10 protein-coding genes are annotated in these 12,957 nt (G+C 36.5%); all 10 read left to right on the forward strand.

From position 1 onward, the window contains the following. Positions 1 to 134 precede the first annotated feature (134 nt). The gene (locus tag HUJ22_RS02590; RefSeq protein WP_290873311.1) at positions 135 to 1,022 is read left to right on the forward strand and encodes a polysaccharide deacetylase family protein; all 888 of its coding nucleotides are present in this window, start codon (positions 135 to 137) and stop codon (positions 1,020 to 1,022) included. A gap of 35 nt (positions 1,023 to 1,057) precedes the next feature. Then, a complete protein-coding gene (locus HUJ22_RS02595; RefSeq protein ID WP_290873314.1) occupies positions 1,058 to 2,218 on the forward strand; it encodes a DegT/DnrJ/EryC1/StrS family aminotransferase in 1,161 nt (386 codons plus the stop codon). Next, complete coding sequence (locus HUJ22_RS02600) at positions 2,218 to 3,582, forward strand: GNAT family N-acetyltransferase (RefSeq protein WP_290873317.1); 1,365 nt, start codon at positions 2,218 to 2,220, stop codon at positions 3,580 to 3,582. The genes HUJ22_RS02595 and HUJ22_RS02600 overlap by 1 nt, the downstream gene beginning before the upstream one ends. A 280-nt stretch (positions 3,583 to 3,862) precedes the next feature. After that, positions 3,863 to 4,600, forward strand: a complete 738-nt coding sequence (locus HUJ22_RS02605) for a phosphopantetheine-binding protein (protein ID WP_290873320.1) — start codon at positions 3,863 to 3,865, stop codon at positions 4,598 to 4,600. Then, positions 4,597 to 5,766, forward strand: coding sequence for an AMP-binding protein (locus HUJ22_RS02610; RefSeq protein WP_290873324.1), 1,170 nt, complete (start codon positions 4,597 to 4,599; stop codon positions 5,764 to 5,766). Before HUJ22_RS02605 ends, HUJ22_RS02610 begins: the two co-directional genes overlap by 4 nt. Positions 5,767 to 5,891: 125 nt before the next feature. Continuing rightward, positions 5,892 to 7,526, forward strand: coding sequence for a glycoside hydrolase family 9 protein (locus HUJ22_RS02615; protein ID WP_290873326.1), 1,635 nt, complete (start codon positions 5,892 to 5,894; stop codon positions 7,524 to 7,526). Between the two features lie 38 nt (positions 7,527 to 7,564). Beyond that, entirely contained in the window at positions 7,565 to 8,773 is a 1,209-nt protein-coding gene (locus HUJ22_RS02620) for a glycosyltransferase family 2 protein (RefSeq protein WP_290873329.1), read from the forward strand. A 33-nt stretch (positions 8,774 to 8,806) separates the two neighbouring features. Continuing rightward, positions 8,807 to 10,126: a putative sugar nucleotidyl transferase gene (locus HUJ22_RS02625; RefSeq protein ID WP_290873331.1), complete on the forward strand. Its 1,320-nt coding sequence runs from the start codon at positions 8,807 to 8,809 to the stop codon at positions 10,124 to 10,126. A gap of 92 nt (positions 10,127 to 10,218) precedes the next feature. Continuing rightward, entirely contained in the window at positions 10,219 to 11,589 is a 1,371-nt protein-coding gene (locus tag HUJ22_RS02630) for a GNAT family N-acetyltransferase (protein ID WP_290873334.1), read from the forward strand. A gap of 21 nt (positions 11,590 to 11,610) precedes the next feature. Beyond that, positions 11,611 to 12,942: a GNAT family N-acetyltransferase gene (locus tag HUJ22_RS02635; protein ID WP_290873337.1), complete on the forward strand. Its 1,332-nt coding sequence runs from the start codon at positions 11,611 to 11,613 to the stop codon at positions 12,940 to 12,942. Positions 12,943 to 12,957: the final 15 nt, after the last annotated feature.

Below are 12,957 nucleotides of genomic sequence, written 5' to 3' on the forward strand. Positions count from 1 at the left end.
AAAATAAGTGTACAATTAAACTGAGTGAGTGAAAAGAACACTAAAAAGGTGCTTTGAAGGGGTATAAATAGGGAAAATAGAAGTTTGGCACACTTATTGTTTTTCTTTAATACAAGACGATTAAATATATACCTATGAATAAAACTACAAATCCATACAACTCATTTAAAACATTGTTAGGAGAGAACCATTCTAATGGTGTGGATTCCTATTTACTGGACAATTCAAAGATACAGGGGGATTCAAGTTCATTCGGGATAGTAAAAAGACCTAAAGTCTTAATGTACCACCGAATTGTAGATGATAAATCATTGTCAAAAAAATATGATACCTGCTTACATATTGACGAATTTCATCGTCAGCTTGAATTACTTGATCGGTTGAATTATACGCCAATTACATTCGAAGATTACCGCCTTTATTTAGAAAAAAAGATTCAACTTCCTCAAAAGCCAATTTTTCTAACATTCGATGATGGCTATTTGGATACTTATAAACTTGCATATCCTTTATTGCAAGAATATGGGATGAAAGCAGTGATATTTGTATTGGGAGACCGGAAAGTAAAGACGAATATTTGGGATTTAGGTCAAGCTAAAATTGCTGAACAAGCTGAATTGATGAATGACGAACAGATTCTGGAACTTCATGAAGATGGATTTGAAATCGGTTGCCATACTCTCAGCCATTTGGATCTTACACAATTAAGTTCTGAGGCTTGTTTTCAGGAAATTAAAAAACCTAAAATAATTCTTGAGGCTCTCTTGGGATCAAGGGTCAATAGCTTTTCATATCCCTATGGGTTGGTCAATGAAGAGATTAAAAGAAAAGTTTATAGAGCCGGATACTGGTTTGCCTGTAGTGTATTCAGCGGTCCGGTTCAATTTGGTATAGATCCTTTGGAGATTCGAAGGATAGCTATTAAAAATAATACTTCTGTCGCAGGCTTCGCTGCCAGGCTCATTATTCCATATGAATATCTGGAATGGATGTGGTGGAAAGGTATTAGTAATAAAAATTAATAAATAATTAGGCGGGTGATTTATTGATGCTCTATTTGAATGAATACAAAGAAAGGTTCGAGGGTGATCTTTATTTTTATGGGAATGCAAGTCATGGACTGTATGATGTTTTAGTGTGGTTGCAAAAACACAACACCAAAGCAACTCCAAATATCGTATTACCAATTTTTATACCAGCTAAGCTTTTCCGGTTGGTGCTTGCTGCTGGCTATGAACCTCGTTTCTACGATATACGCTTGGATTGCAGTGTAGATCCCCGGCAAATAGAAGAGAAAACGGATCAAAATACTCAAGCCATCATGGCGATCCATTATTTTGGAATCCCATCGCCAGTTAATGACTTGCGTGATATATCCAATAGAAAGAATATATACCTGATTGAAGATTGTGCACATACAATTAACAGTCAGTGGGAAAATAAGGAACTCGGGACTATTGGGGATTGTGCATTATTCAGTAGCAGAAAAATGCTTCAGTTGCCAGCCGGAGGATTTCTTGCCTTAAATAAGCAACCTTGGCCATTCGAGCCTAGTTATAGAAAAAGAGTTCGAAGCATATACACTGCTTGTAAGGGAATCCGAATGAGATTGAAACCCATTTACTCACATCTTACCAAAGCACAAGATCCATTGAGGCTGGCAAGAATTCCGAGTACGGGATATATAAATTTTTCAGAGGAGCATCGTTTTTCTATAAAAAAAATATCGTGGTTGAATCATTTTTATATCAGAAATGTGGATTTGGATAAGGTGGCCAATACAAGAAGAGATAACTACGAATATGTATTGAATGGTATTACAGGTCATACTTCAATACATCCTGTGGGAGGGTTTACCAAAAATAGATTTTTAGTGCAAACCGGGCAAAAATTATCTCTAAAGGAGGGAATAACCCCTTACAGTTTCCCAATATTGGCACCTCGGGGTACTCGTAATTCATTGCGTAAAATTTTATATGAAAATGGTATTGGTTGTGGTGCAGGTTGGCCTGAAGCTCCTTTTGGGCATAAAAATTTTGAACATACTCTTGAGCTTTCCGAAAGATTGCTGGAATTACCTATTCACCAAGGCATGACTAGATTACAATTGAATAAGATAATTGAAACTGTGAGGGAGTTTAAGGGGCAGACGTCTGAAAGCCAGGTAAAAAAAGCTGATTTACAAGAAACTAGAAGATCAAAATTAGAGGTAGTTTAATGATAGAATTAAATGAAATAGTTGAAGCAGAAGAGGCGCGTAAGAACTCGGGGAATGAACATGCTTCTAAAATATCTAATGGCCATAGTTTTTCAAAATTGACAAATAGATTAAGGGTGGAGTTGATTACCGACGACAAGGAATTTGAAGCCATTGCAGTAGAGTGGACTCGCTTGGTTGAAAAACCGGAGGTTAAAGCAACTGTATTTCAGACTTATGAATGGCAACACGGATGGTGGAGCTTTTTTAGTAAAGGCAAAAAACCGCACATTATTACAATTTGGGACTCGAAAAAATTAGTGGGTATTATTCCCTTTTTTGAAGAGAATATTTCTCTCTTTGGACTCTACCAATTTAAAAGATTGAAATTAATAGGAGGGGAAATTTCAGGTGCCGGAGGGCAGTTTTCAAGGTATAGCCCATCTGATTACCTCGATATCATAATCGATTCTGACTATAAAAATCAAGTTAGAGAATTGTTGTGTTCTTATATACTAAGAGGGCAAGCATACTTTGATGAAATTGAATTAAGCGAACTTTCTGATCAAGGAGTCTTCATAAATGACATTTTACCTGCTTTGGAAGCTGCCAATTTAACCGTTGTAAAGACAAAAGGGGAAATGTGTCCTGGTATATCACTGCCAAACTCATTGGATGCCTATATGGATGATTTGGATGGGAAAGTTCGATATCAATTGAGGTATTCCAAAAGGGCAGTTACAGAAAAAGAATTGTTTAGTGTAAAAAATGTTTCGGATGAGAATGAATTGGATAGTGCATTTAATCATTTTATAAATCTGCATCAAAAACGATGGAATATGCAAGGCTATCCGGGAATTTTCCATAATCAAAAATTCGAGGATTTTTTAAAAATAACAGCTGGTAAATTTCTTAAAAAAGGTATTCTGAAATTTACTTTGGCTTTTGATAATAATGAGAAATGTATTGCAGTCGATTTCGCCTTTACCTTTAAGGATAAAGTTTACGATTACCAGAAAGCATTTGATATAGAATCTGATTTGGCTAAATACAGCCCAGGGAAATCGCTTTTCTATTTTATGCTCGAAGACGCCATAAATAAGGATATGAACTACCTGGATTTAATGAGAGGTGACGAACGATATAAAATGAAAGTTACCAACGAATATTCACAAAATTGGAAAATAAGTATACCAAGTTTTTCGAGATTAAATGGACTTAAGTATAAATTTTTCCAGCTTCACCAAAGGCTAAACAATTTATTTAATCGCATAGCTCTTGAATTTGTATTAATTCAAGTCCATCAACATCAATTTGGTAAACTGAAGTTTATACCAAATTATATGTCATTTATAAAAGAAAGACTTAGCGAAAAGTTAGGGTAGTAAGTACAGTAAACAGTTATAGGAACAAAGTTAAGAGAGTTTTTTCGAAATGTTCGATAAGTTTTTTAGATGGTTGACAGTTAAGTTTAATAAAAGCAAAATCCCTCTGTTTAAAAAAATTGCAGAGAGTTTGATGAGAGATATTAGTGTGCCATGGGAGTATAAGCTGAGGAAGGGACTAATCTATTTAACCTCAATGATAACAGCTTCTTTCAATCTCAGAAAATGTGACTACTATGGAAAACGCCCCCGAACTCGGCGAAGTCCAAACATTGAAAATATGGGCAAGATATTTATCGGAGATGATGTGAATATTAATTCCAGAAATATACAGACTGACTTGGTTTCAGGCCCCGAGGGAAAGATTTCGATAGGAGATTCGGTGAGTATTAATTTTGGTGTTTCAGTAGTGGCAAATAAAGAAGTAAAAATTGGCAATCGTGTCAGGATAGGTCCCTATACCATGATTTATGACTCAAACCTGCATGTGCATTCAAACCGGTTTAAACGAGCCGATGGCAGCAGAGTGATAATTGAAGATGATGTTTGGCTGGCATCCCGTGTTATTGTGTTACAAGGGAGCAGAGTTGGGAAAGGATCATTGATTGCAGCCGGTAGTATTGTAACCGGTATCATTCCGCCATATGTGGTAGCTGCAGGTTCTCCGGCAAAAATTGTCAAGTATTTGAACCCGCCTGAAAACTCCGGTTTTATGTGGGAACGTAAAATTGATCGGGGAGCGGGCTTGGATCCTGAAATTTTAGATCAGGTTCGACGAATTGCAGCTGGGATTTTACCAATTGAAACCAACCTGGTATTGGATCAGTCCTTTCATGATCAATTTCCGGAATGGGACTCCTTTCATCAAGTCAAATTTATAAATGCACTTGAGAACAAGTTTGACATCACTTTCGATAAAGAAGAGCTAGTTAAAATAACCAATATTCGAAAGGCTACCAGCTTAGTTCAAAACCATCTTTATTACTTTAAAAAAAAAGAGGCAGCTAGATTACTATGATAGGATTATTTCAGTATAAAAATAGTGTAAAAGAGAGGGAAAAAATAAAATCCGGAGGATTAATTTGTTATGGAAACAAACATATTGATACTAATGGGCTATTAAAAAAAGGGAATGCTTTTGCTCATTTATTAAATGATGCCGGATGCACGGAAAATGATCATTTTTGCGTGGTTATGAAAAAATCAATTAATTTTTTAATCACTCTTATAGGTATTAATCAGATGGGCGGAATTGTCATGCCTGTAGATTCAGATTGCTCAAAAGAACAAATGCAAGATATACTTTCAGAGAATAGCTTTAGATGGATCTTAGTTGACGAAACAGGCCTGGATTTTATTGATACTTGTACAAATCCTCATCAAGAATTAAATATTGGTTGGATGGGAGAAAAAGAAAACCTGCCATCCCAGCTTCGACCTGAATTTATATGGGATAATATTGAGCATTATAGCACAGACTCATCATCACCTTTAATAAACCCCAACAGGTTTACGGCAATGTTTTACTTGGATAACGAAAATAGAGAGCAAAATGTTTATCTGCTTAGTAACCATGAGGTTAGTGAATTTGTGAATTCTATTTTAGAAGCAATTTCTGTCGATGAAAAGAGTCGTATAGCCGGCTTCTTTCCCTCACAGTGTATGCCATTTATGATAGAGATTGGTATGTCTGCCTTAAATAATGCTCATTTACAATTATTCAATCCAGCTTTAATTAAAAATCAGGAGGTCTTCTTCAAAGTGGTTGACGAATATAAGGCTACTCATATTTGTTGCAGGTCAGAGGAGTTAAAATACTTAGGAAATGATAGAATTGAATTGCTTAGAAAGCTTCCTGAAGTCAAAGAGCTCATCATTTGGGGGCCGCCTTTGCCAATGAGTAAAATTTATCTGCTGAAAGAACTATTTCCAAATAGCAGCATTCGCAATTTCTATATCATTACGGGAAAGGGAAAGGCTAAACACCAGAAACTTGGGGTTTCAACCTTTATGAATTTAGGCTATACGGAAGAGTCATTGTACGTTTTCCAACGATCACATTTTTGCTCTGAGTCTGATTCATTTGATTCTATGCCTAAAACTCAAGAAGTCCATCATGCTTATTGGAGAAAAAGGAGTAATAATTCAGATGATCCAAATTTACAAATAGTAAGTAACCTGTAGAAAATTAAAGTGAGGTTATTATGAGAATAGCACTGAAAAAACATTTAAAGTTAAAACTTTTAATGTTACTTCTGATCTTCTTTATCACATCTTGCAGGAATTCGCCTGCTCAAAATTTGATTGCTGTGAATACAGTAGGGTATTCCTCGGGGAGCCCAAAACTTGCATTTACTTCTGTAAAAGTGCAATCGGGGGATGTTTTTAAAATTGTGCAAGCTAAAACTCTAGAAACCGTTTTTGAAGGAAGTATTGATGTGAATAAAGTCAAAAGCACTATTTTTGGAGATATTATCCATGAATTGAATTTTACCTCATTTGATAAACCTGGCGTTTATCGGCTTTGGATTCCATCATTGGGAGTTAGGTCAAGTCAATTTGAGATAGCAAATCAGGTTTATAATGAAGCAGTAAAAACTGCTATTGAAAGTTACTATTACCAACGGTGTGGAACTGAAGTGAATATCGGAACTTCTTGGACCCACAAAGTATGTCATATTGATGACGCTGTTTACTATGGAAATGGAAAAGACAAATTAGATGTATCTGGTGGTTGGCATGACGCCGGGGATTACGGGAAATTCAGTGTTAATACTGCGGTCAGTCTAGCGTACTTATTGTATTTGTATGATCATCAACCAGATAAATTTTATGATGGGCAGTTGCGGATCCCGGAAAACTCTAACAATGTACCGGATTTATTGGATGAAGCCCGGTGGGCTATGCAATGGCTGATGAAAATGCAGAATGAAAAAGGTGGGGTCTTTCATAAGGTTCAAAAGAAAAAATGGACCGGCGAATATTTACCTCACAATGACCCTGATACCAGGTATATATTTGAAGTTAGCAGTACAGCTACAGCAGATTTTGCAGCTGTAAGCGCCATTGGATCTCGACTGTTTAAAGAGATTAATCCTCATTTTTCAGATTCACTTAGGAAAGCTGCTGTGAGAGCTTGGGATTATTTAAGCCGGCATCCAGAAATTGTACCGGATGGCGGGTTCACAAATCCATCTGATGTACGGGGTGGAGAGTATGGAGATACAAATGATGCAGATGAACGACTATGGGCTTCTGTAGAACTTTATCGACTTACAGGTGAAACCAAATACCATGAGTATTTTCTCAAAAACTACCAATCTGTTGATGAGCCAAAAATGCCACCAGTAAGCTGGAAAAGTATAGGCGAATTTGCAATTTATTCATACCTGAGGCTTCCGGAGAAGGATCAAAATTTGGAAGCTAGAAAAATTATCATCGAAAAAATCAGAGCATATGCAGACAAACTCGTTAAACAAATTGCCGGCAGTGATTATAGAATTGCTTTAAAAGAAAATGAGTTTTATTGGGGCTCTAACAGTGTGGTTTTAGGATATGCTTTTGATCTTATACAGGCATATGAATTTACGGAGATGGAGCTGTATAAAGAAGCCGCACTAGATCAGTTGCATTATATATTAGGCCGTAATCCATTTGGATTGTCTTTTGTAACGGGAATTGGAAGTACCTCTGTCAAAAACCCCTACCATCAGTTCTCTTCTGAATTAAATGTCAGTAAACCGGTTCCCGGAATGTTAGTAGGAGGCCCTAATAACCATAATAACCTCAATGATCAGGTTTTATCCGCCTACCCCGGAAAGGCGTATGAAGATAACAGCAAAAATTATGTAGTGAATGAAACAGCTATAAATTATACAGCACCATTTGTTTATGTAGCCGGATATTTTTCAAACTTAGCGAAAACAGAGGTTGCATCAGAATAGAAATAAAAATCAGAAGAAATTAAAAAGAGAGAATACCAATGATTATTTCAATTGTACAAATCACGTTAATTTCAATATGCGGTTTTTTTATGCTTTATCTGGCTATTCTCAGTATCCTGGCCTACAAAGAGCGAGACATAAAATCCCTACAAGCGCAAACTAAAAAGAAGTTTGTAATAGTTGTACCCGCCTATAATGAAGCTGATACCATAGCAAGAACTTTACAGAATCTGCTTGATGTAGATTACCCGGCTGATAAATTTGATGTGTTGGTAATTGCAGATAATTGTACAGATAACACCGCGGAAATTGCTAAAAAAGAAGGGACTAAAGTAATGATCCGTAACAATCCGGAAAAAAGAGGAAAGGGATATGCTTTGAGATATTGTTTTGATAAGATGTTACAAAACAAGAAAAAATACCCATATGATGCCGTTGTTGTTGTGGATGCCGACAGTATTGTTACAGAAAATCTCCTTAGGGTTATGAATAAATACTCGGAGGGTGGAGGTAAAGTTATTCAGGGGTATCTCACAGTTGACTCAAAGCCAAACGTTTGGACCAGTGAAATCATCCGAATCGGTTTTGCACTTTACAATTATGTGAGGCCACTGGCTCGAAGAGCATTGGGTTATCCCGCCGGGCTTCGTGGTAACGGGATGTGCTTTTCGATGGATGTTTTGGAAGAAATTCCATGGGATGCTTATTCCTTGACCGAGGATTTGGAATATGGATTAAAGCTTTTATTACATGATGTGAACGTGGTTTTCGCACCAGAGGCTATTGGCTACAATGTAGTACCCGAGGATGCAAAAAATGCTGAAAGTCAGAGAGAACGCTGGGAAATTGGGCGATATCCGGTATTGAAAAAATATTTTGGAAAACTGTTTCTAACAGCCTTGAAAAGAAGATCCTTTAAAATTTTGGATACACTAATAGATCTTGTAACCCCACCGATTGTGAATTTACTTGTGTTTTCAGCAGTAATGTCTGTTGCGAGCCTACTGCTATGGTGGTTCGGGATTCAACAGACACTGCTTTACTTTTGGTTGTGGTGTGGAGTTATCGGATTAGGAATTTTCCATGCTTTACTGGGCTTGCACGCTGCTAATGCAGGTAAATCTGCCTATAGGTCACTGCTATACGTGCCTAAATATGCGTTATGGAAAATATATATTTACTTCAAAATTTTATTTAAAGGGCGTACTTCAGAATGGGTTCGTACATCCAGAGAGAATAATTCGTGAAAAAAATCAAATTATTTAAAACAGGAGAGAAAAATGAAATTATGTATTGTAGAAGACCAAGGGTATCAGGCATTTTATCCATTAACAAAAACCCGTCCCGTTTTTGACCTGAGATGTGGAAAGTTTACGATTGAAGAACGTTTGCTAGAAATTCTGGAGGTAGGGAGTGAACCTCTCTATTATTTAATCAGACACGAACTTCAGCAGATATGGAAATCAAAACATAAAAGGGATAGCAACATAATTTTTGATGTTCCAACCGAAGGCGATCGTCTTATACTTAATGGAAGAGTTCTTTTTCATGAAGAACAAATAAGTGAGATAATTTCAAAAACACAACAAAATAAGGGTGGACAATTCTTGTGGCTTTGCAATGATACCTGGGCCGCAATGTATATTCCGGAAGAAAAACGAGGACCCGGTAGTGATGAGTTATTTGATGGGAAGTTTGATTACAATTTGTTCAATAACCAGATGTACATGGATGTGGGAGTCATTACCTATCCTTGGGAACTTAATAGATATAACGCGAAAATGATTCGCAGTGATTTTGGATTTATAACAAAGAGATTACAAAAGCTTCGGTTCCCACCTTTACATAAGCAAGTGGCGATACTTAACGCAGAAAATCTGATTATCGGGAAACATTCGGAAATTTATCCATTTGTAACGTTAGATTGTACACATGGGCCTGTTATTATAGGTGATAATGTAACTATTGAATCGGGGGCTTATATCAAAGGTCCGGTGTGTATTGGAGACAACTGTCTGATATCAGCTAATACAAAACTATACACAAACACTACTCTCGGGGAAACCTGTAAGGTAGGAGGAGAGATAAGCCATTCCATTATTCATGGATTCAGCAATAAGAGGCATTCAGGTTTTCTTGGAAATTCCTATATCGGAAAGTGGGTTAACCTTGGAGCGGGTACCAATACCAGCAATATGAAAAATAATTATAATGCAATTTCTGTACGGCTCAATGGGAAAAAGATAAATACAGGGCAGCAATTTTTAGGTCTGTATATGGGAGATCACTCAAGGTCAGCCATCGACACTTCCTTTAATACTGCCAGTTTTATTGGGGTTGGATGTAATATCTTTGGAGAAGGCATTCCAAAGAAAAATGTCAGAGATTTTACTTGGGGAGGAATAGAGGATTTTGAATTGTACGAATTTAAAAAATTTATAGAAAATGCCCGAAGAATGATGATCCGAAGAGAAATTGAGCTAAGTGATGAAGAGATATTATTGCTCAAATCTTTGCATAACTGTCGTACTACAGAATTAGGATCGAAGGTAAATTTATCAGTAATAAAAGGGAATGGATTCGATTCATCAGGAGAATAGAATAATCATCATTTACTCTTGAAATATCAATTTATCCTAAAGAGAAGTATAGATAAGTAAGAGAGAACATAAATTTAAAATTTTAAAAAGGGATGCCTTCTATGATTCTGGAAGAGATCCAAAAAATAGAAAAACGACTTGATTTAAATCTTGAAAAATTTGGCCGTAAAAAGGTTTCAATGGGTGAACCCATTAAGATTTATATCATAGACGATGAAAAACAATTTCACGGGCTTTCAACACAATGGAGAAAACTTACTGAAATTGCTGAGGCTCCTGTTTATATGACATTTGAATGGATTTCCAGTTGGTGGAAACATTTCGGAAAGCATCCAAAACGATCACTTTACATTTTAGCAGTTTATCGGGGGGCAGAGATTGTGAGTATAGTACCTTTTTTTAAAGGAGTCTCTTCCATAGGGCCTGTAAATATTCAGCAAAGATTGAATTTGATGGGTTCTGGAGTAAGTAAAAATGAGGTGCTTGGGTTTAGTGATGATTATGGGTACAGTGATTTTTTAGACGTGATTGTACATCCTGACTACAAGAAAGAAGTCGCGGAAGAAGTTGCAGATTTACTGCTATTAAATCCTATGGGGGCTGATTTAATTAGTTTTCAGCATATAAGTGACGAGAGCTTTATAGCAACAGAAATTTTACCCCTGCTCGACGAAAAGAAAGGATTTTACCAGCTGGAAAAAACAGATGAGTGCCCCTATATCCCTCTGCCTGATTCACTGAACAAGTATAAAAATGATTTAGGTTCCAGTTCCAGGCGTCGAAGGTTTAAAAAAAATTTGAAACCTATTGGTAAAAAATACTCCGTTGAGAAAGTTGTTTCCTGGGGAACGGTACAAAAAGGATTAGAAGAACTTTTTGAGTTACATCAGGATCGATGGAACAGTCTTGGATATCCGGGACTTTTCTTTGATAAACGATATTATGATTTCATAAAAGAACTGTGCCAAAAAGCAGTTGATAATGAATGGCTGTGGTTTCGAATAGGCAAAGATCAGGAAGGAACCTGTGCAGTCCGCCTGGCATTGAATTATAAAGGTCGTTTTTATGATTGGTTGACAGGTTTTGATATGACGTCTCCGGTATCTGATTATAGTCCGGGACTGGGGTTGCTTGCATTAATGATTAAAGATGCCATCGAATCCGGTGCTGACAGGATAGAATTATTACGTGGAGATGAACGCTATAAATTTGATTTCACAAAAAAAACCAGAAGTAATTGGAGACTTACAATCCCCTCTAATAAAGAGGGAACAGTTGTGCAGAAGCTATTAAATCAAGGACTTAAGAAAGTGGCTAAAATTTATGCTCAATTAAATTTAGAACGCACGCTTCTTAAGGTTCAGTATGAGCAGGTGGGTCCTCTTAGAATGATTTTTTCCTATGCTAATTTTCGGACACAGCGACTCATAGAAAAATTAAAGGCTACTAAGCTTTTTAAATAAAGAAAGAATTAAGGAGATAAATTGATTGACAGCAAGGTAATATCAAAAGAGAAAGCCGATGATGAAATCCACCCATCGCTAAAGCTAGAGGTTATTTCTAAAACATCAGACTTTGATTCATTAAAAGAGGAATGGAATACACTGGCTGAACAAACCGGTGTTCACATTTTTCAAGCATTTGAATGGCAACGAACCTGGTGGGAAGTTTTTGGCGGAAATAATAAACTCCATATTCTTCTTTTTCGATATAGGCATGAACTGATAGGGATTATGCCTTTTTTTCTGGATTCTTTTAGAGTTTTTGGTTCACCTGTATATCGTTGTTTAAGGCTGCTTGGTTCCAGAGTAATACAGCCGGAATCAGGAGCAATTCCTGTTGAACTAGCTTTTAGTGATTACTTATCAGCGATTATTCATCCTGACTATAAAAGGGAAGTATTAACATGCCTTCAGGAATATCTACAATCTAATTCAGATTTTTATGATGAAATTATCTTGGAAGAAATTCCACAAGAAGATGTTCTGATTGATAAATTTCTTCCCGAAATGAAGCAAAGAGGATGGAAATCAAAAACCAAAGAGGCTTCTGTTTGCCCACAAGTTCATTTTCCTGAAGAATGGGATGAATTATTAAGTGATTTAAGCAGTAATGCCCGCTATCAGATTAGGAGAGACATACGACGTGTTACGGAGGATGGAATATTTGAGTTGCATACCGCTGAATCATTAGAGGAATTGAAACAAGTCTTTCAGGAACTTGTGTATTTTCATCAACAACGTTGGCATAATCTTGGCCAGCCGGGTATTTTTGCTGATAAAAGAATCACAGAATTTTTTGAAAAAGTCACAATGCGGCTTTATAAACAGGGTCAGGTGATTTCAAAAACTTTATCTGCCGAAGGGCAGAATGTAGCCATCGATTTATATTATAAATACAACAACCGGATTTATATGATTCAGCGTGGTTTTGATGACACATCTACTTTCAATCAATATGGTCCCGGAAATGTTCTCTTGTATTGTTTTCTCAAAGAAGCTATCGAAGAAGGCATTGAGGTGTATGATTTTCTGCGTGGAGATGAAAAATACAAATTGAGGACAGCAAATCATGTCCAACAGAATTTGGAAGTGATTTTACAAAAAAAAACAGATTTGCAAGAGAGACGCTCTAAAGTGAATAATATGGTGCACAACTATGCTCGAGCAAAGAGAAAATTGTACAATGAAAAGCAGATAATGAAGGTACATATGGAGAAAAACAATCCTGTTTTTGCATTGGGAATATATATGAAGGAGTTCTTTCAACGAGGTATCAGGAAATTGAATTCAAGTACTAAAGTTCCGAAGCCCTGATTTAATTTTAACAAG

The sequence above is a fragment of the Gracilimonas sp. genome, from assembly GCF_014762685.1.
Lineage (GTDB): Bacteria > Bacteroidota > Rhodothermia > Balneolales > Balneolaceae > Gracilimonas.